The 23351-nt window shown below is 61.1% G+C and carries 20 protein-coding genes and 1 riboswitch; of the genes, 6 read left to right on the top strand and 14 right to left on the bottom strand.

Annotated features, from left to right (window positions below; translation table 11 throughout):
- Nucleotides 1-38: 38 nt before the first annotated feature.
- The 9 genes from ACCAA_RS17750 to rapZ form a co-directional block, all read right to left on the bottom strand.
- A complete protein-coding gene (locus ACCAA_RS17750; protein WP_186408583.1) occupies nt 39-1238 on the bottom strand; it encodes a hypothetical protein in 1200 nt (399 codons plus the stop codon).
- Between the two features lie 37 nt (nt 1239-1275).
- Nucleotides 1276-2007 carry a hypothetical protein gene (locus tag ACCAA_RS17745; RefSeq protein WP_186408582.1) on the bottom strand — a complete coding sequence of 244 codons (732 nt, stop codon included), beginning with the start codon at nt 2005-2007 and terminating at the stop codon, nt 1276-1278.
- Between the two features lie 4 nt (nt 2008-2011).
- Nucleotides 2012-2551 carry a hypothetical protein gene (locus ACCAA_RS17740; protein ID WP_186408581.1) on the bottom strand — a complete coding sequence of 180 codons (540 nt, stop codon included), beginning with the start codon at nt 2549-2551 and terminating at the stop codon, nt 2012-2014.
- The gene (locus ACCAA_RS17735; protein WP_186408580.1) at nt 2548-2826 is read right to left on the bottom strand and encodes a DnaJ domain-containing protein; all 279 of its coding nucleotides are present in this window, start codon (nt 2824-2826) and stop codon (nt 2548-2550) included. The genes ACCAA_RS17740 and ACCAA_RS17735 overlap by 4 nt, the downstream gene beginning before the upstream one ends.
- Complete coding sequence (gene metF, locus ACCAA_RS17730; RefSeq protein WP_186408579.1) at nt 2823-3677, bottom strand: methylenetetrahydrofolate reductase [NAD(P)H]; 855 nt, start codon at nt 3675-3677, stop codon at nt 2823-2825. The genes ACCAA_RS17735 and metF overlap by 4 nt, the downstream gene beginning before the upstream one ends.
- A 7-nt stretch (nt 3678-3684) precedes the next feature.
- Nucleotides 3685-4038, bottom strand: coding sequence for a phage holin family protein (locus ACCAA_RS17725; protein ID WP_186408578.1), 354 nt, complete (start codon nt 4036-4038; stop codon nt 3685-3687).
- 25 nt (nt 4039-4063) lie between these two features.
- Complete coding sequence (gene ahcY / locus ACCAA_RS17720) at nt 4064-5473, bottom strand: adenosylhomocysteinase (protein ID WP_186408577.1); 1410 nt, start codon at nt 5471-5473, stop codon at nt 4064-4066.
- A gap of 110 nt (nt 5474-5583) precedes the next feature.
- Nucleotides 5584-5656, bottom strand: a riboswitch (S-adenosyl-L-homocysteine riboswitch).
- 87 nt (nt 5657-5743) lie between these two features.
- Nucleotides 5744-6118 (bottom strand): NusG domain II-containing protein, encoded by a 375-nt coding sequence (locus ACCAA_RS17715; protein WP_186408601.1) that lies wholly within the window; start codon nt 6116-6118, stop codon nt 5744-5746.
- Complete coding sequence (rapZ, locus tag ACCAA_RS17710) at nt 6118-6999, bottom strand: RNase adapter RapZ (protein WP_186408576.1); 882 nt, start codon at nt 6997-6999, stop codon at nt 6118-6120. Before rapZ ends, ACCAA_RS17715 begins: the two co-directional genes overlap by 1 nt.
- 91 nt (nt 7000-7090) lie before the next feature.
- Here rapZ and ACCAA_RS17705 point away from each other — a divergent pair, with 91 nt between their 5' ends.
- The 3 genes from ACCAA_RS17705 to ACCAA_RS17695 all read left to right on the top strand — a co-directional run bounded on the left by ACCAA_RS17705 (nt 7091) and on the right by ACCAA_RS17695 (nt 10675).
- A complete protein-coding gene (locus tag ACCAA_RS17705) occupies nt 7091-8254 on the top strand; it encodes a M20 aminoacylase family protein (RefSeq protein WP_186408575.1) in 1164 nt (387 codons plus the stop codon).
- A gap of 278 nt (nt 8255-8532) precedes the next feature.
- Nucleotides 8533-9213, top strand: a complete 681-nt coding sequence (locus ACCAA_RS17700; RefSeq protein WP_186408574.1) for a response regulator transcription factor — start codon at nt 8533-8535, stop codon at nt 9211-9213.
- Complete coding sequence (locus ACCAA_RS17695) at nt 9182-10675, top strand: sensor histidine kinase N-terminal domain-containing protein (RefSeq protein ID WP_245754654.1); 1494 nt, start codon at nt 9182-9184, stop codon at nt 10673-10675. Before ACCAA_RS17700 ends, ACCAA_RS17695 begins: the two co-directional genes overlap by 32 nt.
- Nucleotides 10676-10686: 11 nt before the next feature.
- On the opposite strand, the gene ACCAA_RS17690 is transcribed toward ACCAA_RS17695, so the two are convergent.
- The 5 genes from ACCAA_RS17690 to ACCAA_RS17670 form a co-directional block, all read right to left on the bottom strand.
- Nucleotides 10687-11601, bottom strand: a complete 915-nt coding sequence (locus tag ACCAA_RS17690; RefSeq protein WP_186408573.1) for a LysR substrate-binding domain-containing protein — start codon at nt 11599-11601, stop codon at nt 10687-10689.
- Between the two features lie 64 nt (nt 11602-11665).
- Nucleotides 11666-14788 carry a type I restriction endonuclease subunit R gene (locus ACCAA_RS17685; RefSeq protein ID WP_186408572.1) on the bottom strand — a complete coding sequence of 1041 codons (3123 nt, stop codon included), beginning with the start codon at nt 14786-14788 and terminating at the stop codon, nt 11666-11668.
- Entirely contained in the window at nt 14785-15843 is a 1059-nt protein-coding gene (locus ACCAA_RS17680) for a PDDEXK nuclease domain-containing protein (protein WP_186408571.1), read from the bottom strand. Before ACCAA_RS17680 ends, ACCAA_RS17685 begins: the two co-directional genes overlap by 4 nt.
- Nucleotides 15840-17162 (bottom strand): restriction endonuclease subunit S, encoded by a 1323-nt coding sequence (locus tag ACCAA_RS17675; protein WP_186408570.1) that lies wholly within the window; start codon nt 17160-17162, stop codon nt 15840-15842. Before ACCAA_RS17675 ends, ACCAA_RS17680 begins: the two co-directional genes overlap by 4 nt.
- Nucleotides 17152-18705 carry a class I SAM-dependent DNA methyltransferase gene (locus ACCAA_RS17670; protein WP_186408569.1) on the bottom strand — a complete coding sequence of 518 codons (1554 nt, stop codon included), beginning with the start codon at nt 18703-18705 and terminating at the stop codon, nt 17152-17154. The genes ACCAA_RS17675 and ACCAA_RS17670 overlap by 11 nt, the downstream gene beginning before the upstream one ends.
- Before the next feature lie 405 nt (nt 18706-19110).
- On the opposite strand from ACCAA_RS17670, the gene ACCAA_RS17665 reads away from it, so the two are divergent.
- From ACCAA_RS17665 to tkt, 3 genes are all read left to right on the top strand, one after another.
- Nucleotides 19111-20193: a class 1 fructose-bisphosphatase gene (locus ACCAA_RS17665; protein WP_186408568.1), complete on the top strand. Its 1083-nt coding sequence runs from the start codon at nt 19111-19113 to the stop codon at nt 20191-20193.
- 54 nt (nt 20194-20247) lie between these two features.
- Nucleotides 20248-21123, top strand: coding sequence for a phosphoribulokinase (locus ACCAA_RS17660; protein ID WP_186408567.1), 876 nt, complete (start codon nt 20248-20250; stop codon nt 21121-21123).
- 183 nt (nt 21124-21306) lie between these two features.
- Nucleotides 21307-23334 (top strand): transketolase, encoded by a 2028-nt coding sequence (tkt, locus tag ACCAA_RS17655; protein WP_245754653.1) that lies wholly within the window; start codon nt 21307-21309, stop codon nt 23332-23334.
- The last annotated feature ends 17 nt before the right edge of the window (nt 23335-23351 follow it).

Genomic DNA, 23351 nt, shown 5'->3' with positions numbered 1-23351 from the left:
TATAACGCTTTTCGTGGGCGCAGGGTCGTCTTTCTACTCTACAAGACGACGCAGTTTTCCTTCAGGAAAGTCAGCGCCTTGACCAGTGTAGTGTCGGAGGCGTCGAGCAGTTCGCTCTCCGCCGCGAGGAAGAAGTCCTTCCACAGCGCTTCGAGGTCGTCCTGCATTTCGTAAGGCGCGAAGCTGCGGACGAAAGCCAGTACGGGCGGCCGCTTGAAGCCGTCAGTACGGGCTTTTCGGATCAGGGCGCGCGCGGCGGTCCGGGTCAGTGCGCGCTTGGGCGGAGTGTCAGTCGCGAGACAGACAAAAAGGGTCAGCAGCGTATCGTCATCCGTTTTGCCGCCGGTCATCTTCTGCCACTCGTGCGAAACCATGGCGTCGAACTGACTCGCATCCTCGGGCCCGAAGTCGCGCAGAAAGTACAGGGGTTCAAGCTCGCGAAGCAGTTGGCTCAGCGGTCGGGAAGCGTCGACAATCCTCGGCAGGTCCTCTGTTTCCAGCCTGTTCAGTTGCCGACTGGCAAGCGCCTGATAAGCCTCCGGCAGTTCCTTGAAAATCTCCTTGACGAGCTTCCTGCCCTTGGCGGGCAGGCCCTTTTTCCTGATTGCAGCCAGGATGTCGGCGAATTCGGCTGCATTCGGGATCGACGCGGCCATGCTTCCACTGAGATAAAGAAGCATCGCCGTACGGATGATCGATTCGACTGCCACGGTGGAAATCGAGGACTCGGGAACGCCTAGCCTTTCGGCAAACCAGAGTGCGGCCGAAATCGTCAGTTGATACGCTCGCCGCTGTTCGAGCGCTTGTCGATAGTCGGCCAGATTGCGCAGCGACCACTCGGCGAGAAACTCCTTCTGCGACTGCCTGACGAGCATTCCGAACGATTCATCCTCGGGCATTGCCCACAGACTCTTGAGCATTTCCGACCCGCCGCGCGAGAGCGACAGAAAAGTGTGGTCGCGCAGCGATCGCGCCGCTTTGTCCAGATCGCCGGCGCTGTTTTCCTCGAGAAAGAGGCTGACGAGATTGACGATTCGCTCCCGCGCCGCCTCGATATTCGGGCGCAGGTACTGGCTACCAAAGTACTCGGCGATCTGCACCATCCCCTTCGGCGCGTCGTTCAAAATGTCGGTGACCCGCTCCTGAGCGATGATCCGGTTCTGCAAGCCGTGCACCAGCACCTGTTCGAAAAACGGCCGCTGATCGAAAACGACAATCTGTTGGGGCCTGTCGGACATGGGCTGCAAGCGGTCTGATGCCATCGCTGACGCGGCTCTACAGCGCCGATTCTTCCTCTGGTCCGCGGGAGCTTCCTGGCGGTTCGCCGACAAGGCCAGGGTTCTCGTCCTGTGCCTGCTGACCTTCCTCAGCGCGTGCTCGGGCGCGCAGAATCAGCAGCACGTCGCGGAAGACTTCCGGGTGCTGATAACGGAGTGTCCAGCTCAGTTCCATCCAGTCATGATCGTTGACTTCACTGTGGGTAACAAAGGGCGGGCTGGCGTCGGGTTCGGACAGCGCGTCCAGGCGTTCATCGTCGCTCAACTCGGCGGCCGAGTCGTCGCCATCGCCAAAAAAATCAAAACTGCCGTTGCTGAAGAAGTATTCGACGTTTTCGGCGCGGTCGCACAGATAATCGGCCAGCGCATCGCAGCCGCCGTCCAGGTTGGCGATCGCTTCCAGGAACTCGCCAGGCTCACCGCCTGCCCGAAAGACGACTGCGTTGATCATGCCACGCAGACGCTCGTGACTGGGATCGCCATAGCGCCGTTCGAGGACTACCGCGCGGGCAAACTGTTCGGGGGAAACCAGCAGACTGACGACTGATTCGCGAGAAGAATCGAAGTCGCGAAGAACGGCCAGCAAGTCCTTGGCCGGAAAATCGTCGAGAATGACGACCAGGGCATCGTCTCCCTCGCTCTCGACCAGCGAAGCGAGCGCTGTTTCGGCACCGACGATATCGCCGGCACGGATCAGTTTTTCAGCTTTCACGACTGCAGGATGGTTCATTGGCTCAATCCCCGGCAAAGCGATCTTTCCGATCAAAGCCCTGTTCCGAAAGCCAGTCGGCGCCTGCCTCGTCGAGATCGCGATCGAGTTGGTCGTCTGACCCTTCCGCATCGTCCTCGCCATCGTCCTGCCGATCGCCTGACTCCGAGGAACGGTCGGCTGTGCCCTGGAGATATTCCAGGCAGGCGGTCACGACCATGAACCGCTCGCCGTTCGGGTCATCAAGGGCGATCCCGGCCAGCGTTTCGGCCCACGGGGCCAGTTCGACGGAGTCGAGCAGCGTCGACCAGGAAGGAAGGTCCTCCGGCTCCTGTGCGACCACGTCGCGCATCACCGCGGAACTGAGGAAGCGCATTCCGCCGTGGAAGGCGACAGCCACCATTTCGGGATTGCACTCGATCATCGGTAGCAGTTGGGGAAGCTGGCCTCGCTTGGCTTGCAGTCGCTTGGCGAGCACGTCGTGCCCCGCCGAGTCGGTCATCAAGTCGTCCAGTTCGGCCTCATAGGCGGACTTCAGATCTTCAAAGAATGTCGACAGCCTCAATGCAGTACTCCTTCAAGATAGTTCTTCCAGATTTCCCGAGCGGTTTCCAGTGGCTTGTCGAGCAGGTTGCGGCGTCTATTTTCGTCGTAGGCGTTTCTGCGACTGGCGTCGGAAAGAGCATCCCAGGCTTCCTGAACGTCACGGAACTTGTCCGTCGCGTCAGAATCCAGGTTGCGGTCAGGGTGAAACTGCAAGGCCTTCTTGCGGTAAGCCTGGCGGACTTCTTCGCTTGATGCATCGCTGGCGACGCCCAGCACGGCGTAGTAATCCTTCATGCCTCCGCAGCCGGGGAAAGCCCGAGGCGCTGCCAGAGGGTAGTGGTCAGCGATGCCTGGTTGAGCGTGTAGAAGTGTAGGCCGGGTGCGCCGCTGGCCAGCAGTTTTTCGCAAAGCTGACTCACGACATCAAGTCCAAAGGCACGGATTGACGCCGAATCGTCGCCGTAGCTTTCGAGCGTTTTCCTGATCCACCGTGGGATCTCGGCGCCGCAGTTGTCCGAGAAGCGTGCCAGACTGCTATAGCTTGAAATCGGCATGACGCCCGGAACGATCGGAACGTCGATACCGACGCCTTGGCAGGCGTCGATGAAGTGCGCGTAGGCGTCGAAATTGTAGAAATACTGCGTGATTGCCGAATTGGCGCCAGCTTCCAGCTTGCGCTTGAAGGCCTCGAGATCGCTCATCGGACTTCTCGCTTGCGGGTGGTATTCAGGGTAAGCAGCGACCTCGATATGGAACCAGTCACCCGTTTCGGCGCGAATGAACTCGACCAGTTCGTTGGCGTAGCGAAACGCGCCCGGTTGCGCCATTCCAGACGGCAGGTCGCCGCGTAGCGCGACGAGGTGCCGGATACCCTGCGCACGATACTCCTGGACGATGCCGCGAATGCTCTCGCGCGTCGACCCAATGCACGACAGGTGCGGTGCCGCCTGATGTCCTTCGCGCTGGATTTCGAGTACCGTCGCCAGTGTGCGGTCACGCGTCGACCCGCCGGCACCAAAGGTGACCGAGAAGAATCTGGGCTTCAGCAGCGCCATCTGGTCGCGCGCTACGCGCAGCCTCGCCGCCCCCTCGGGCGTCTGCGGTGGGAAAAGCTCAAGGCTGAAATGGCGAAGGTTTTTGGTCATCACAAGACTATCTTGAGCTTTTCTGCGTTGGCAGAAGCGAGGAAAGGATCGACGAGAAGATGCTGTAGAGAATGGCGCCGAACACCGCTGACCAGAAGCCGCCGACGACGAAGCCCGCCAGCAGCGAACCGGCCAGCCAGAACATCAGGCCGTTCAGCACGACAAGGAAAAGACCTAGCGTCAGCACCGTCACCGGCAGCGTCAGCAGGATCAACAAGGGGCGCAGGACGGTGTTCACCAACCCGAGCACCAGCGCCGCGATCAGCGCCGAAGCGAACGACGCCACGTGGATCGATGGCATCAGGTAGGCGACGGCCAGCAGCGCGCAGGCGTTGATCAACCAGACCACGATCAGGCGCATGGCAAGCCCTTGTCGGAGTCCGGCATCAGTAGCGGTAGGCGTCGGATTTGTACGGACCTTCCCTGGGCACGCCAATGTAGGCCGCCTGCTGGTCGGTCAGTTCGCTGAGCTGCGCGTTCAGCTTCTTGAGTTGCAGGCGAGCGACCTTTTCGTCGAGATGCTTCGGCAGCGTGTAGACTCCCACCGGGTAGTCGGCGGTGCGCGAGAATAGTTCGATCTGGGCGATCGTCTGGTTCGCGAACGAGGAACTCATCACGTACGACGGGTGCCCGGTGCCGCAGCCGAGGTTGACCAGGCGACCCTTGGCGAGCAGGATGATTCGCTTGCCGTCGGGGAAAATCACATGGTCCACCTGCGGCTTGATCTCTTCCCAGGCGTAGCCTTCGACCGATGCGACATCGATTTCGTTGTCGAAGTGCCCGATATTGCAGACAATCGCCTGATCCTTCATCTTGCGCATGTGTTCATGGTTGATCACATGGTAGTTGCCGGTACAGGTGACGAAGATATCGGCCTTGTCGGCAGCGTAGTCCATGGTCACTACGCGGTAGCCTTCCATCGCCGCCTGCAGGGCGCAGATCGGGTCGATTTCGGTGACCCATACTTGCGCGGAAAGGGCGCGCATGGCCTGCGCCGAGCCTTTGCCGACGTCGCCGTAACCGGCGATCAGGGCGACCTTGCCGGCGATCATGACGTCGGTGGCGCGCTTGATACCGTCGACCAGCGACTCGCGACAACCGTACAGGTTGTCGAACTTGGACTTGGTGACCGAGTCGTTCACGTTGATCGCCGGGAACTTCAGTTCGCCGCGGGCGTGCATCTGATAGAGGCGATGGACGCCCGTGGTGGTTTCCTCGGTCACTCCCTTGACCGCCTCCAGGCGCGTCGAGTACCAGGTCGGATCGCTGTTCACCCTGGCCTTGATCGCCGCGAAGAGGATGGTTTCCTCCTCGGACGTTGGATTGGCGAGAACTGCAGGATCGCCTTCGGCCCTGGCGCCGAGGTGCAGGAGGAGGGTCGCGTCACCGCCATCGTCGAGGATCATGTTGCTGTAGCCCCCGCCGGACCATTCGAAGATGCGGTGCGTGTAATCCCAGTAGTCCTGCAGCGACTCACCCTTGACGGCGAAGACCGGAACGCCGGATGCGGCGATGGCTGCGGCGGCGTGGTCCTGCGTCGAGAAGATGTTGCACGACGCCCAGCGCACGTCGGCGCCGAGAGCGGTCAGCGTCTCGATCAGCACCGCCGTCTGGATGGTCATGTGCAGCGAGCCGGTGATTCTGGCTCCCTGAAGCGGCCTGGCCGCGGCAAACTCTTCGCGAATCGCCATCAGGCCCGGCATTTCGGTTTCCGCGATACGGATTTCCTTGCGGCCCCACTCGGCCAGGCCGAGGTCGGCAATCACGTAGTCTTGAGTCTGGGCAAAAGCATCCATCACAGTAGGGCTCCATCATGACTGTGACCGGGGCAGAGAAGTCGTGGCATGTGCCCTGCTGGAGAATTTCAGCGGGCGTTCACCCATCTTCCCATACCCGGCACGGGTTGGTTGGATGAGCGCCGTTCAAGGAATCCGAGCCTGAAACCATCGATCGACGGCCCTGCAGCGCTCCTCGGATTGAGCGGCGGATTATAACCCATAACCGGCTTCGGCAATTACTGCGGCGAGGCACCTTCGCGGCCGGTCTGGTAGCTCGGCGGCTCGGCTTCAGTAGGACAGCGAATCGTAAGGCCGTTTGCTCCCCTGAACCTCAACGCTCACCTGATTTGGAGCGCAAATGGCGATCTCGCCGGCGCGCGCCAGCCAGCCCTGACGCACGCAGTATTGGCGGGGGCCGGGGTCCGAGGCAACGCGTACTCGACGCTGGTCGATGACGACGGTCGTGATACCCAATGGACCCGGCACGTCGATTCGGCGATTGCGCGACAGGTCGAGTTCCGAGAAGACCTCGCCGCCCTGCCGGACGATCGCTTTTTCAGCGCTGCCGGCCTGCCAGGCCAACGGAAACGCTGCCCCACAGACCACCAGGCCAAACACCATGACCAGCCAGTCGCCAGGCCTGAGCAGCCCGACCCAGAGCATCATGGCGCGGCACGAGAAGGCGTCGTCAGCGAGCGCATCTCGCGGTGCCGGACGAGTACGCGCGCGCAGTTGCGAAACTCACGCCCCAGCCACTCGGCCAGGTAAACCGAGCGATGTTGACCGCCCGTGCAGCCAATGCCTACGGTCAGGTAATTGCGGCTGTCCTGCACGTACGAGGGCAGCCACGCACGCACGAAAGCGGTAATGTCGCCGCGCATGCGCAGCACGTCGGATTCAGCCTCAAGGAAGTCGATGACCGGCGCGTCGAGGCCGGTCAGCGGGCGCAGGTTGGGGTCATAGTGCGGATTGGGCAGGCAACGCACGTCGAACACCAGATCGGCGTCGAGCGGAATGCCGTGTTTGAAGCCGAACGATTCAAACAACAGCGTCAGACCCTGACAGGGGTCTGCGGAAGCCTCCATGTTCACGAACTGGCGGACCCACTCGCGCAGTACGCTGGCCTTGACGCCGCTGGTATCGATATGGTGTCCGAGCGCTGCCAGGCCAGCAAGGCGGAGGCGTTCCTCGACGATCGCTTCGGTGAGCGTCAGCAGGTCGCTGGCCAGCGGATGTCGACGGCGTGTTTCGGAATAGCGCTTGATCAGCGTTCCGTCCTGCGCGTCGAGGAACAGGAACTGCAGTTCGAGGTCGTCGGCGCGCAGGGCGTCAAGCTGCAGGGGCAGCATCGCCACACTATCGCCGCCGCGGATATCGATCACCACGCCGACATTGTCGTAGCCCTGCTGGTCGAGTTGCTCGACAAGCGGCTGCAACAAGCGCGAAGGCAGGTTGTCCACGCAATAGTAATTGGCGTCCTCAAGCACTCTGAGCGCGATCGATTTGCCTGAGCCGGACAGGCCGCTGATGAGAACGAGATGCATGTTACGAAGCATAACGGATGCCTTGCTCCACAACAAGTCACTCTCGCATACACTGATACACTGAGTACGCCAATTTCTCAGGTCAGGGCCCATGACAACGCTGAACATCCCTTTTCTCGCCGAACTCGCGACGATTCGGCGTGACATCCACGCTTACCCTGAACTCGCTTTCCACGAGACGCGGACCGCCGAGCTGGTCGCTCGCGAGTTGACCAGCTATGGATTGCAGGTGCACCGAGGACTGGCCAGAACCGGCGTCGTCGGCATTTTGCGCCGGGGGAACAGTCCGCGTGCGATCGGTCTGCGTGCCGATATGGACGCGCTGCCCTTGCTGGAGAAGAATGACTGCCCACACCGTTCGAGACACGAGGGGCACATGCATGCCTGCGGACACGACGGCCACACCGCGATGCTGCTCGGCGCCGCACGCTACATGGCCGAACACAGGGAAGATCTGGATTTCAACGGTACCGTCTATTTCATCTTTCAGCCCGCCGAAGAGTCCGAGGGAGGCGCCGCGGTAATGATCGCCGATGGACTGTTCGCTGAATTTCCGATGGATGCGGTTTTTGGTCTGCACAACTGGCCGGGTATCCCGGTCGGTGAAATGGCGGTGATGCCGGGTTCGGTGATGGCCGGCACCTGTGCTTTCGAAATCATCGTGCGCGGGCACGGTTGTCATGCGGCCATGCCGCACGAGGGTGTCGATACGCTGGTCGTCAGCAGCCAACTGGTATTGGCGCTGCAGACCGTCGTCGCCAGAAACGTGCATCCCTGCGAGTCGGCGGTGGTCAGCGTGACGCAGATCCACGCCGGTGAAGCATGGAATATCATCCCCGACGACGCCGTTCTGCGCGGCACCATCCGCAGTTTCAATGCCGCAACCCAGGATCTGGTCGAGCACGCGGTTGAACGGCTTTGCAGTGGAATCGCCAGCGCTTTCGGGGCGCAGATCTCGGTGCGCTTTGACCATTGCTATCCACCCACGGTCAACAGTGTGGCCGAAACCGAGGTCTGCCGGCGCGTCGCGAGCGAATTGCTGGGTCCCGGCAAGGTTCGCGACAACGAACTCCCCTCGATGGGAGCCGAGGACTTTGCCTATATGCTGCGCGAGCGACCGGGTTGCTACGTCTGGCTGGGCAATGGCCCCGGCACGGGCGGCTGCACCCTGCATAATCCGCATTACGACTTCAACGACGAGATCTTGCCCTTTGGCGTGAGCTATTGGGTGAAACTGGCGCAGACGGTGCTCTGAGTTTTGTTACACTCGCAGAGTGCGGACGAGCGCTCTGCTGCCCCGAGAGAAGCGGCGCGAAAACGTGGCCAGATGCGGCAGGGCCAGAATGGCGTCGTCGTGGTCCGCGTGCTGCGGTTCGGCAAAAAGTGGCGGGGAGCACCCGGTGCAGTCGTTGGGCACTCCCCGAGTTCGGGCTGCAACCAGAACTCCAGGACCATAAAAGGAGAACAGCGTGCGTAGCATAAAAGCGGGGGCTTACAACGAGCTTACGTACGCCGGGCGAAGAACCGAAAATCATGCGTATTCTTCTCGCTGAGGATGACAGAATCATTGCTGATGGCCTTTGCCGCTCACTGCGGCACGCGGGCTATGCGATCGATTGCGCCGACAATGGCGTCGACGCGGATACGGCGCTGATGACCAACGCCTACGACCTGCTGATCCTCGATCTGGGCCTGCCCAGGCTTCCCGGGCTGGACGTGCTGCGTCGTTTGCGGGCGCGCAATTCCAGCACGCCGATATTGATCCTGACGGCGCTCGATGGTATCGACGATCGGGTCAAGGGACTCGATCTCGGCGCTGACGACTACATGGCCAAGCCCTTCGAACTGGCCGAACTCGAAGCCCGTGTGCGGGCGCTGTGCCGTCGATCATCAGGGACCTCGCGGATGATCCAGTGCGGCTCACTGACTTTCGATCAGTCGGACCGCTGCGCGTTGGTGAATGGCGAAATGCTCGAACTCTCCGCGCGTGAACTGGGCCTGCTCGAGATTCTTCTGTTGCGGGCAAAGAGACTGGTCAGCAAGGACCAGTTGGTTGATCACCTTTGCGGGTGGGGCGAGGAGGTCAGCCACAACGCCATCGAGGTGTATGTCCACCGCCTGCGCAAGAAGCTCGAATCAACCGGAGCGAACATCATTACCGTGCGTGGGCTCGGCTACTATCTTGAGAAACCGGCCGAAGAGAGAAAGTCCTGACGACCAGCGCTCGCTGTTTGGCGAGATTCTGGACTGGATGCTGGCGCCGCTGCTTTTCTTGTGGCCGATCAGCATAGCCTTCACGCATTATTTTGCCAACAGCGTGGTCGGCTTTCCCTACGATCAGTCGTTGCGCGAACATGTGGCCACCATTTCGCGCCAGGTCAGTTTCGCGAATGGGCACCCGCAGCTCGCGCTGCCCGGAATGGCGCAGGTATTCCTGCGCTCGGACGAGATCGATAACGTCTATTTTCATCTGATCGACCGTGACGGCACGCTGATCGCCGGTGACCGCGAACTGCCGGCGCCGAAGCGCCCTGACGAGTTCCTGAAGAACGATCACGGCGACATCCGCTTTCGCGATGACGAGTACCGCGGCCAGGCGCTGCGCGTTGCCTACCTCTACCTGTTCGATGTCGATGCGCCAGCCGATCGCTGGGTGCTGATTGAAGTGGGTGAAACGACGGAAAAGCGCTCACAACTGGCGAACAAGATCATTGCCAGCGTGATCCTGCCGCAGTTCGTGATCATTCCACTCGCCGTCGTGCTGGTCTGGTTCGGTCTGACCCAGGGATTGCGTCCGCTGACCCGTCTGCGCGACCGCATTCAGGCGCGTCGCGAAGCTGATCTCTCGCCGATCGCGCTGCGTCGCGTCCCTGAAGAATTGCGACCGCTGACCGAAGCGTTCAACTCCATGCTGGGAAGAATGCAGCTCAATGTGGATGCTCAGCGGCGTTTCATCGCTGATGCCGCCCATCAGATGCGGACTCCGCTGACCGGCCTGAAGACGCAGGCGCAGTGGGCGATGCGCGAGAGCGACCCGGCAGAATTGCGGCACGCGCTAAGACAGATCCTGATCGGCGTCGATCGGGCTTCGCACCTCGTTGATCAGTTGCTGGTGCTGGCACGCGCCGAAGCGAGCGGGCTCGCGCAGCAGTCGCTGGTGCCGCTCGATCTCGATCAACTGCTGCGGGAAATCGTCGAGACCTGGGTGGTCCAGGCGCTTGACAAGCAAATCGATCTCGGCTACGAGCCGGCTGGCGCGGTGCTGATTCGGGGCAGTGCCTTCTTGTTGCGCGAGATGATCAACAATCTGCTCGACAATGCCCTGCGGTATACCCCGGCCGGCGGACGGGTGACCGCGCGCGTGGTGGCGCAGGGCGACTTCGCTCTGCTCGAGATTGAAGACAGCGGACCGGGGATTTCCGACGAGGAATCCCACAAGGTCTTCGACCGGTTCTACCGGGGTGAGGGAACGGATGGTGAGGGAAGTGGCCTGGGCCTGGCGATCGTTCGCGAGATCGCCGAACTGCACGAGGCAGCAGCCAGTCTGCGCCCGAATAGCAGAGACGCGAAGGGTGACCAGCCACCCGGATGTATTGCCCGGATCGTTTTTACGGTTGATCGCCCGCAGCCTCCCCGAGTGTCGATACCCGAGGCAGTACAAACCGGTTTTGCCTGATTGCAGCGCTGTCAGCAGACCAGCTTTCTCAGATAACCCGGAGCGAACTCGAGGACGAAGTCCCAGAACGCGGCCAGGGCGGGGGTCAGGTGCTTGCTCTTGTGGCGGACGATGTGCCAGCGGCGGATCACCGGCGTTCCCTCGACCTTGAGGATGGTCAGACGCTCGGCGCTCAGTTCGAGTCCCAGCGTGTGCTGGGATATGAAGCTGATGCCCAGCCCGGCGATAACCGCCTGCTTGATGGCCTCGTTGCTGGCCATCTCCATTCCGATGCGCGGTTTGATCGAACGCTCGTGAAAGAACTCTTCCATTGCCGAGCGCGTCCCCGACCCGGTTTCGCGAACGATCAGCGTTTCGCTTTCGAGGTCTTCGACGGCGACATTGGGTAGTTTGCTCAAGGGATGGTCCGCACTGGCCACGATCACCAGCGGGTGCGGGGCAAAGGCGACGGCCGTGGCGTCGAGTCCGGCGGGCGGTCGACCCATGATCGCGAGATCCACCTCGTTGCCGGCGAGCAGGCGGCTCACCGTGTCGCGGTTGTCGATCACCAGGCGGATACGCACGTCGGCCTGCACCTTGCGAAACTCGGCGAGCAGTCCCGGCGCGAAGTACTCGGCAGTGCTGGCGACCGCAACGGCGATGCGTCCGCCGCGCAGCCCCTTCAGCGCCAGCAGCGCCTCGTTTGCTTCCTTCAGTGACTGCAGGATCTGGCGCGTATGGTCAAGGAGGATTTCCCCCGCCTCGGTCAGAAAGACGCGTCTGCCGATCCGCTCGAACAACAGTGCCCCGGAGACTTCCTCCAGTTGCTTGATCTGCAACGAGATGGCAGCGTGCGTCAGATGTAGTTTCTCCGCCGCCCGGGCAAACGAGAGATGGGTGGCGGCCACCGAGAAAATCTGCAGTTGCCGGATGGTGGCGTTTCTCATTGATTATCGAGAATCAATGGACGCCACGTGAGGTCGTGCCGACTTTCGGCGGCCACTGCAGCCCTCACAGCCATGCTTCGCCCAAGGCTTGCGCCTGTTGCAGGACGAGTTCCACCGCCGACTCCTGTTGGTCCGGCGGGTATTTGTACTTGCGCAGGATGCGCTTGACCATCAGGCGTAGCCTGGCGCGCACGCTTTCTCGCTGCGACCAGTCGACGCTCAGGTTCCGGCGCAGGTTCGCGGTCAGTTCATGGGCGATTTTCTTGAGCGTCTCGTCGCCGAGTTCGCGCACGGCTGATTCGTTGTTGGCCAGTGCGTCGTAGAAGCGGATTTCGTCTTCCGTGAGACCCAGTTCGTCCCCCCGCTCGGCGACTGCCTTGAACTTCCTCGCCATCTCGATCAGTTCTTCGATGATCTGTGCCGTCTCGATGGCCCGGTTCTGGTAGCGCGTGATGACGTTGGCCAGAAGTTCGGAAAATTTCTTCTCCTGCACGATGTTGCCGGCAAAGCGGGACCTGATTTCGCCTTCCAGCAGCCGCTCCAGAAGTTCAATCGCCAGATTGCGCTCCGGCAGGTTCTGCACTTCGGCAAGGAAGGCTTCATCAAGGATGCCGATGTTCGGCTTGTCGAGCCCGACAGCATTGAAGATGTCGACGACTTCTTCCGACACCACCGCCGAGCCGATGATCTGGCGGATAGCCAGTTCACGCTCTACATCAGTCTTTTTCTTCTGGCTGATATCAGGCTTGGTCAGATACACCTTGACGCCCTGGAAGAAGGCGACTTCTTCGCGAACGGCCTTGGCCTCATCCAGTGTGCAACAAAGGGAGAATGCCTTGCTCATGGCCAGAGCCGTATCGGCAAAACGTCTCTTCCCATCCTTCTGTCCCAGCACATGGTTGGCGGCGCCAGCCAGCCGCTTATGGCCTGCCGTCAGAAAATCGCTGTAGTCGAAGCCGTGCAACAGTGCCCGCAGCACGTCGAGCTTTTCTTCGAGAACGGCATAGGCTTCATGAACATCGACTGTTGGTCGGCCTCGACCTTTGCTGGTGGTGTATTCCTTCAGGGCACTCTTCAGCTCGTTGGCGATGCCGATGTAGTCCACCACCAGTCCGCCCTGCTTGTCCTTGAACACCCTGTTGATGCGGGCAATCGCCTGCATCAGGTTGTGGCCCCTCATCGGCTTGTCGACGTAGAGCGTATGCGCACACGGAACGTCGAATCCGGTCAGCCACATGTCACGCACGATGACTAGCCGCAGGGGGTCCATGGGGTCCTTGAAGCGTTTCTCCAGTCGTTTTTTGATCTGAGCGCTGTAGAGATGGGGTTGCAGCATCGCTTTGTCGCTGGGCGATCCAGTCATGACGATCTTGATGGCGCCTTTCTCCGGGTCGGCATCGTGCCAATCCGGGCGCAGCTTGATGATTTCGTCGTAGAGATGGACGCAAATCTCACGACTCATGGCGACGATGATCGCCTTGCCGGTCTGTGCCTTGTTGCGCTCCTCGAAGTGCGCCACCAGGTCGGCAGCGACGCTGGCGATACGCGGTTCTGTACCGACCACTTTCTCCAGTGCGGCCCAGCGACTCTTCAGCCTGGCTTTCTGGCTGTCTTCTTCGTCCTCGGCGAGTTCATCGACATCGGCGTCGATCTGCGGAAAGTCTTCTGCCTTCAATGCCAGTTTGGCCAGACGCGATTCAAAGTAGATGGGAACCGTAGCGCCATCCTCCCTGGCCTGCTGCATGTCGTAGACGTGGATGTAGTCGCCAAAAATGGCACGCGTGTCTCGGTCTTCCAGGGATACCGGCGTGCCGGTGAAGGCCACGAAGGTGGCGTTGGGCAGCGCATCGCGCAGGTGCTGGGCGTAGCCGACCTGATAGCGTGTCAGAGCACTGATCGGGGCTTCCTGAACACCCTGTGGTGCCTTGACCAGCTTCATCTCCGCCGAGAAACCGTAATGCGTGCGGTGCGCCTCGTCGGCAATCACGACAATGTTGTGGCGATCGGAGAGCAGCGGATAAGTGTCTTCATCCTCACCGGGCATGAACTTCTGGATGGTGGCGAAGACGATACCGCCCGAAGGCCGATTACTCAGTCTGGCACGCAAATCATGCCGCGTTTCAGCCTGTACCGCCTGCTCACGCAGGAGGTCATGGGCCAGCGAAAAGACGCCATACAACTGCCCGTCGAGATCATTGCGATCGGTGATGACGACGATTGTCGGGTTCTCCATCGCCGCTTCACGCATGACTCGGGCAGCAAAGCAGATCATGGTGATGCTCTTGCCGCTGCCCTGGGTATGCCACACGACGCCCCCTTTCTGGCTGCCGCCGGGACGCGACGCCGTCACCACCTGAACGATGGCGGCCAGCACGGCGTGGAACTGATGATAGCCGGCGATCTTCTTGATCAGCGTTGTGCCATCGTCCTCGAAGAGCACGAAGAAACGCAGATAGTCGAGCAGAATGGCCGGGGCGAGCAGGCCGCGGACCAGGGTTTCCAGCTCGTTGAACGGCCCCAGCGGGTCGAGCATGACGCCGTCGATGGTGCGCCACTGCATGAAACGCTCGGCATTACCGGATAGCGAACCTGCCCGTGCTTCGCTGCCATCGGCTATGACCAGCAGCTCGTTGTACTGGAAAACGTCGGGGATCTGTTCCTTGTAGGTCTGAATCTGGTTGTAGGCTTTCCAGATGTCGGCGTTCTGGTCGGCCGGGTTCTTCAGCTCCAGAAGGACCAGTGGCAGGCCATTGACGAACAGGATGATGTCCGGCCGGCGGGTGTGCTGCGGGCCTTTGATCGAGAACTGGTTGATTGCCAGCCACTCGTTTTTCTTCGCTTCGGCCCAGTCGATCAGCCGCACGAAGTCACCCCGTGTTTCCCCGTCTTTCTGATACTGCACGGGAACCCCCGCCACCAGCAGTTGGTGGAAACGCCGGTTGGCGGCGAGTTGGGAAGGAATGCCGAGATCGACCAGCTGTTTCAGGGCCTCCTCACGCGCCGCTGCAGGAATGCCCGGATTCAGCCGACCGATCGCCGCCCGCAGGCGTTGCCGCAACAGCACCTGCCGGTAGTCGCTGCGCTCCGGGCGGACGCCATCGGGGGCAATGTCCAGGCCGCGCAGCGGCGTGTAACCGACCTCGGCCAGCCAGCCAAGGGCTTCCCGTTCGAGCTGGTCTTCGCTCATGTCGGTTCGTTCACCTCACCGCTCTCACCCAGTTCGCCAGCCAATTCCGCTTCAATCTCGGCAATGCTCGGCAGATTGCGCCCCAGAGTCTCCGGCAGGTCGCGCAGCAACTGGTATTCGGCCACGCCGATGGGTTTTTCAATGCCGGACAGCGCGTATTCCGCGACCAGTCGGTTCTGCTGCTTGCACAGCAACAGGCCGATGGTCGGTTTGTCGTCCTCCGCCTTGATCTGTGCATCGACGGCGGAAAGGTAAAAATTGAGTTGGCCTGCGTGTTCCGGCTTGAAAGCGGTGGCCTTCAGTTCGACCACCACGTAGCGTTTCAGGCGAGTGTGGTAGAAGAGCAGGTCGATGAAGAACTCGTCACCAGCTACTTCGAGCCGGAATTGCCGGCCGACGAAGGCGAAGCCGGCGCCCAGTTCTAGCAGGAAGCGGGTGATGTGGCGAATCAGCCCGGACTCGATCTCGCGCTCCTGCGCGTCGTCACCCAGGCCGAGAAAATCGAACAGATACGGGTCTTTCAGGGTGTCATGCGCCAGCGCCGAATCCGGCGACGGCAAACGCGCGATGAAATTGCTCACCGCAGCCCCCTGGCGTTGACGCAGGCGGTTCCTGATGCTCAGTTCCAGCGTCGTGCGCGACCAGCCCTGCTGCACCGCCTGTCCGGCGTACCATTCACGGTCGGCAGCAGTCTCCAGTTTGGTCAGCAGGGTCACAATGTGGAACCACGGCAATTGGTCAGCAGGCTGCTGACCAAATCGGCCCTCCGGGCAATGCTGGGCGAAAAACCGCATGTACTTGAGGTTGCTGGACGACCAGCCACGCATGTCCGGGAAAGCATCTTTCAGGTCATTGGCCAGCCGGTCGATCACTTTCGCCCCCCAGCCCTGCGCCTCCTGCCGCAGCAGAATGTCGCGGCCGATGCGGCCGTAGAGTTGTACCAGTTCGCCATTGACCGCCAGCGCAGCGCGCTGCTGGGCGCGGGCGATGTCGCTCTTGAGTTGCTTTAGCCAGTCGGCGTAGCCCTCGGGCAGGGCGGGCGGGGTCGGTGTCATGCGGTCGCCTCCTCAAGTATCGCCGCCGCTTCCGGTAGGCGCAGTTGGCCGGAGATCAGGCGGGGGAGCAGGGTGTCGCGGAGGGTGGAAAGGGTTTGGGCCTGTTTCTCATTTTCGACCAAGCGCTCAAACAGGGCGCCCGCTATACCAATAAACGCAGCTATCACTGGCGTCGAGGGCACGAGTGCAGGAATTGGGCGGAATGATTTCTTGCTGATTTCCATGAACGTCGAGCCATTGGCTCGTCTCTTGATTACCTCCATGTTCTCCTTACACCAAAACAACATGTACAGAGGCGGTAATTCGCTATTGGGCCGCATGGCGATGTAACCCTGATTGATCGCCAAGGGAATGTCCGTAATGGCAAGATAGCCAATGGGCGCGCGCGAAGACATCAGAAGCGTGCCTGCCGGCAAAAGTCCTGAACTCACCTTCGCCAATCCCTTGGCTGAGACTTTACGTTCGGTGGTCAGCAATACCGGGACTTGAATACCAGACAAATCCTTGGGAGTCGTCCAGCAATACACACCGGGTTGCCAATAGCTTGGCTCTTTCGTGTCAGGTGTGCCGCCACCAACGCTGTCGACGACATCCCCAAATGGGGCCACCCGCCACCCCCGTGGCACCAAGCCAAGTTCAGATTCCTCGAAGCTGTCAGGAAATAGTGCGGCGGTAGTCTCGTCCATCCCTTCCGGTTCAAGCCCTTGCTGCTTGGCGTGGACAGGATCGAAATCGACGAACCATGATCTGAACAGCGCCTGTGCAATGGCTTCGAGAGTGGCGTTGGTTTCACGCAGGAGGGTGATGCGCTTCTCAACCCCCTCAAGTACCTCCACTAGCACAAGGTCCGCCGGAGTTGGAGGGGGGACGGTATAGTTGAGGAAGTCGTCCCGAGCTAAGCCAAGTGTTGTAGTGCCGGTCCCGCAACCACGGCAGTATTCACGATAATTAGGAGTTCTCAGCAGCCAGTAGATGTACTCTCTTTTAATCTGGAGGCCGTCGAAAACCAGCTTGACTGTGTCTTGTGTCAGGCGCCCAGATTTAATTTCAGCAGGAACCCGTGATACGGACCCAAGCAAGTCTCCTGATTGGGTCACATCCTTTAGCGACACATACAAGTCGCTCGATTTCAGCGAAATCTTCTCAGGGCAATCGCCTCCGTATGTTTTGAATCCTCCATGACGGAACCCGCCATTAGCCTCTATTGATGCCAATCCAAGCAAAACGGGACCTGGCAAACCAACCAGATTCCCCTTGTAGGTTGTACCGCGTTGCAGGCTAACAAAGTCTCGGAGTGACCGAACAGGCTCAGAACTCATACCCCAGCCCCCTCAGCTTCTTCCGGATCAAGGCATCGAGTTCCGCTCCCTTGGCCATCTGTTCGCCCAGCTTCTCGGTCAGCTTCAGCATCTTCTCGGCGAAGAGCTCACCATCGTCTTCGACGGCCTCCGCACCCACGTAGCGCCCAGGAGTAAGGACGTGGCCATGTTCGGCGATCTCGGCCAAATTCACGCTGCGACAGTAGCCAGGGATGTCCTCATAGTCATCGGCGTCCGCCTCATCACGCCAGGCAGCGACGGTGCCGGCAATGCGGTCGATGACTTCATCGGTAAACTCCGTCTGCACCCGGCTGATCATGCGGCCCAGCTTCCTGGCGTCGATGAACAGCACTTCCCCCGGACGGGCAGCTTTCTGCCTGGAGAGGAACCACAGACAGGCGGGGATCTGGGTGTTGAAGAAGAGCTGGCCGGGGAGGGCGATCATCACCTCGACTACGTCGGCCTCGACCATCGCTTGGCGGATCTCGCCTTCGCTGTTCTGACTCGAACTCATCGAGCCATTGGCCAGAACGATGCCGGCGCGGCCGGTTGGCTTCAGGTGGTAGAGCATGTGCTGCAACCAGGCGTAGTTGGCGTTGCCGGCGGGTGGGTCACCGTATTCCCAACGCGGGTCGCCGGTCAGGCTGCCGTGCCACCAGTCGCTGACGTTGAACGGCGGATTGGCGAGGATGAAATCGGCGCGGAGATCCGGGTGCTGGTTCCGGGTGAAGGTGTCGGCGGGTTCGCGGCCGAGGTTGAAGTCGATGCCGCGAATGGCGAGGTTCATTGCCGCCAGCCGCCACGTCGTCGGGTTGGATTCCTGCCCGTAGATGGCCACGTCGCCCAGCTTGCCGCCGTGCGCTTCGATGAACTTTTCGCTTTGCACGAACATGCCGCCGGAGCCGCAGCAGGGGTCGTAGATCTTGCCGTGGTGCGGGGCGAGCACCGCGACCAGCGTCTTGACGATGGAGGCCGGCGTGTAGAACTGGCCGCCTTTCTTGCCTTCGGCGCTGGCGAACTGGCCGAGGAAGTATTCATAGACCTGCCCGAGCACGTCGCGCGCCTGGCCGGGGTCGTCGCCGAAGCCGATGGTGGACACCAGATCGACCAGTTCGCCGAGCTTGCCGTCGGGCAACTGGGCGCGCGCGTAGCGCTTGTCGAGGATTCCCTTGAGCCTGGGGTTTTCCGTTTCGACGATGGTCAGCGCATCGTCGATGCGCTTGCCGATGTCCGGCTGCTTGGCGGCAGCGCGCAGCTTCTCCCAGCGGGCGGTTTCGGGAACCCAGAAGACGTTCACTGCCTTGTAGTAATCGCGGTCTTCCAGTTCTTCGGCCAGGAGTTCGTCGTCTACGTCGTGCAGGAAGTATTCGTCCGAGGTGTCGGCAAAGCGCCGGGTCAACTCATCCCGGCGGGCGGCGAAGGTGTCGGAGATGTACTTGACGAAGATCAGGCCGAGGACCAGGTGCTTGTATTCAGCCGCGTCCATGTTGGCTCGCAGCTTGTCGGCCGTGGCCCACAGGGTCTTCTTGAGGTCGTCGATCATCCTAGAAACCTCTGTTGGCGGGGGAAAGTCCCGTTCATGCTTCGACAGGCTCAGCACGAACGGGATTTTTTCGGCTCACCCAACGGGTGAGCTTCCGTTCGCCCTGAGCAGCCCGCGTAGCGGGCGTGTCGAAGGGCTCTCGTGTCATCAACAGAGGTTTCTAGGATCATTGCTGTTATCGGTTGGCATGCCAGCCTGCAAGCATGCCACATCGGCGAAGTTTTCCCGCGTTTCTGTGTTCAGCACCCGCTATCTTCGCCAGCGCAAGTGATGATGGTGTGTTTCTTATTGATTAGGTTTTCTTAACGAAAATGAACAATATGTTTAACTAGCGTTTTTGCATCAGAGCACTAGAATCGGGTCAATCTTTGGACCAACGAGAGTTTCATCGCCAGGAGTATCGCCATGCTATGCGGACGCACCAATGTCAACAAGTTCCTGATCGAGGAGCAGCGCCGGAATCCGGCGCTGGCCGGCGATTTTTCGATGCTCATCAGCGATGTCGTTCGTTCCTGCAAGGCGATTGCACAGGGCGTCTCGCGTGGCTCGCTGGCGGGTGTGCTCGGCGATCAGGGCAGTGAGAACGTGCAGGGCGAGGCGCAAAAGAAACTCGATGTGCTGGCCAACCAGGCATTCATTCATCACTGCGAGTGGGGTGGCCACCTGGCTGCCATGGCGTCCGAGGAAATGGACGACATCTACCCGATTCCAGCCGAAAATCCGCGCGGCAAGTACCTGCTGGTGTTCGACCCGCTCGACGGTTCGTCGAACATCGACGTCAACCTGTCGGTCGGCAGTATATTTTCCGTCTTGCGCTGCCCCGAGAATGGCAGTGGCGGCGAGCCGACCGCGGCTGATTTTCTGCAGCCTGGCAGCCGGCAGGTTGCCGCCGGCTACGCGCTGTATGGCCCGTCGGCGATGCTCGTGCTGACCGTGGGCAACGGGACGCACGGTTTTACGCTCGATCGCAACATCGGCGAGTTTCTGCTGACCCATCCCAATCTGGTCATCTCGCCGGAGACCCGCGAGTTTGCGATCAACGCTTCCAACGAGCGTTTCTGGGAAAAGCCGGTTCAGCGCTACGTCGCCGAGTGTCTGGCAGGCAAGACCGGCGTTCGCGAGACGGACTTCAACATGCGTTGGGTGGCGTCGATGGTCGCCGAAGTCCATCGCATTCTGATGCGCGGAGGCGTTTTCCTGTACCCGCGCGACAGCAAGGACTTGTCCCGACCCGGACGCTTGCGTCTGATGTATGAAGCCAATCCGATGGCCATGATCGTCGGTCAGGCCGGCGGTCTGGCGTCGACCGGCAACGAACGTATTCTCGACGTACAACCGACCAGCCTGCACCAGCGGGTGCCGGTGATACTCGGTTCGCGCGATGAAGTCGAACGCATCGAACGCTATCACCGGGAACATGAAACCGGCGAGGACCAGCCATTCCGGTCGCCGCTCTTTTCGACGCGCACCCTGTTCCGCGACGATTGAGCGCCCTGGCGCCAGCGACCGATCATTCCCTTTTACGCAACGGAGGCACACCAGATGTCGATCAAGAACCCCGTCATCGCGATTACCGGCTCCTCGGGCGCCGGAACGACCTCGGTCACCCGCGCCTTTCAACACATCTTCCGGCGCGAGAAGGTCAACGCCGCGATCATTGAGGGCGACAGCTTTCACCGCTACGACCGCCTGGAAATGCGCGAGAGGATGGCCGAGAAAAGCCTCGCCGGTGACCATCATTTCAGCCACTTCGGACCCGAGGCCAACCTGCTGGCCGAACTCGAAGGTCTGTTCCGCGAATACGGCGAAAGGGGGCAAGGCAAGAGTCGCCACTACGTTCACGACGACGCCGAAGCGGAGAAGTATGGCTCACCGCCGGGCACTTTCACCGAATGGTCCGATCTCCCGGCCGATACCGATCTGCTCTTCTACGAAGGCCTGCATGGCGGCGTCAGGACCGAATCAGTCGATGTCGGGCGTTATGTCGACCTGTGCGTCGGTGTCGTCCCGATCATCAATCTGGAGTGGATCCAGAAGCTCCACCGCGACAAGGGGCAGCGGGGCTACTCGACCGAAGCGGTGATGGACACGATCCTGCGGCGAATGCCGGACTACATCAACTACATCTGTCCGCAGTTTTCCCAGACGCACGTCAATTTCCAGCGAGTGCCGACGGTCGATACCTCGAACCCGTTCATTGCCGAGGATATTCCCTTGCAAGACGAAAGCATGTTGGTGATTCGTTTTGCCAACCCGAAGGGCATCGACTTTCCTTACCTGCTGAGCATGCTGCACAACTCCTTCATGTCGCGGCCGAACATCATCGTCTGCCCTGGCGGCAAGATGGGTCTCGCCATGCAGATCATCTTCACGCCGATGATCATGCAGTTGATGGACAAGAAGCGCCGTGCGCGCTGAAGGTGCCAGCCAGTCCCACTAGCGACGCTTGTTCCCGCGCCCTGTTACCATGAAAGTCACCTCAGCGACTCGCGAAGCTCCCCTCTCCTGCTTGCGGGAGAGGGGTCGGGGGAGAGGGAAACGGTCATGACTTTCATGATCACGGGTGTCTTGCCAAGTCATGACCGTTTGAAGGAGAGTTTCTTGCCCACCGAATCCCGCAAGTTCCGCCGCCGCTGCGCCAACGCGCTGCGCTTCCTGGCCATCGACGCCGTCCAGGCGGCCAACTCCGGACACCCCGGGATGCCGATGGGAATGGCCGACATCGCCGAAATTCTCTGGCGCCGCCACCTGAAGCACAATCCGGCGAATCCCGGCTGGGTTGACCGCGACCGTTTCGTACTGTCCAACGGGCACGGGTCGATGCTGATCTATGCCCTGCTGCATCTTTCCGGTTACGACCTGCCGATCGAGGAACTCAAACGCTTCCGGCAGTTGCATTCAAAGACCCCGGGGCACCCCGAACTGGGAGTGACTCCCGGCGTCGAAACGACGACCGGGCCTCTCGGTCAGGGTCTGGCCAATGCGGTAGGCATGGCGCTGGCCGAGCGTCTGCTCGCCGAGACCTTCAACCGCGATGGGCACAAGGTGGTCGACCACTACACCTACGCCTTTATCGGCGATGGCTGCCTGATGGAAGGAATTTCGCATGAGGTCTGTTCGCTGGCCGGCCGTCTGTCGCTGGCCAAGCTGATCGTCTTCTACGACGACAACGACATTTCGATCGACGGCCACGTGCAACCCTGGTTTGCCGACGATACGCCGCAGCGCTTCGAGGCCTACGGCTGGCGCGTGGTACATCGTTGTGACGGTCACGATGTCGATTCGATCGAGGCGGCGATTCGCATCGCCAGGACCCAGACCGGGCGGCCGACGCTGATCTGCTGCAAGACGATGATCGGTTACGGCTCGCCGAACAAGGGCGGCAGCCACGACGTTCACGGTGCCCCGCTGGGTGCCGGTGAAGTCACCAATACCCGTCGCCAGCTCGAATGGCCGTTTGCCGCCTTCGAAATCCCGGACGACGTTCGCAGTGGCTGGGATGCAAGGGCCAGGGGAGAAGCCGCCGAGCAAAGCTGGGCCACGGCTTTCGCATCCTATCGTGCCGCCTATCCCGATCTGGCGACCGAGTTTGAACGTCGCATGCAGGGTGATCTGCCGACTGACTGGCAAGACCGGGTCGCCGCCCTGGTCGACCAGTTGTCCACTCAGACGAACGCTGTGGCGACCCGCAAGGCTTCGCAGAACGTGATCGAAGCCATCGCTCCGGCGTTGCCCGAGTTGCTCGGCGGCTCGGCCGACCTGACCGGATCGAACCTGACCGACTGGAGTGGTACGCGGTCCGCCAATCGCCATGCCGGTGGCAATTACGTCAATTATGGCGTGCGCGAATTCGGCATGACGGCGATCGCCAACGGACTGGCCTTGCACGGTGGTTTCATTCCCTATACCGCGACCTTCCTGGTCTTCTCGGACTACGCGCGCAACGCCATTCGCATGGCCGCGCTGATGAAGCTCCGTCACTTGATGGTCTATACGCACGACTCGATCGGTCTTGGCGAGGACGGCCCGACGCACCAGCCGATCGAGCATGCAGCTTCGCTGCGCCTGATCCCGGGTCTCGATGTCTGGCGCCCGGCGGACGCCATGGAGACTGCGGTGGCGTGGACCGCGGCGCTCGAACGGCGGGACGGCCCCTCGTGCTTGCTGCTCTCGCGGCAGAACCTGCCGGCACTGCAGCGGAGCGCCGAACAAATCGGCAGCATCGGGCGCGGCGGCTATGTTCTGGGTGAGGCGGACGGCGGCACGCCAGCCATCGTGCTGATCGGGACCGGCTCGGAACTGAAGCTGGCCGTCGAGGCACAGGCCGTTCTGCGGCAGGAAGGGATCGCCGCCCGCGTCGTGTCGATGCCCTGCACGCGTCGCTTCGATCTGCAGTCGCTGGTTTACCGACACGAGGTGCTGCCGCCGTCACTGCCGGTCGTCGCCGTCGAAGCCGGACATCCCGATCTGTGGTGGAAGTACGTCGGCAGCAACGGTGCCGTGGTCGGTATCGACCGTTTTGGCGAGTCCGCCCCGGCGGCGGAACTCTACGAATTCTTCGCCATCAACGTCGCGAGCATCGTGAGCGCAGCGCGTCGCCTTGTCGGACCGGCGGCCGGGTTCGAGTGATCGTCCGAACGGCGGCG

The organism is Candidatus Accumulibacter aalborgensis (assembly GCF_900089955.1).
In the GTDB taxonomy this organism is placed as follows: Bacteria; Pseudomonadota; Gammaproteobacteria; order Burkholderiales; family Rhodocyclaceae; genus Accumulibacter; species Accumulibacter aalborgensis.
The sequence above is the reverse complement of the archived record's forward strand: the minus strand, read 5'-3'. Positions and strand labels throughout refer to the sequence as shown.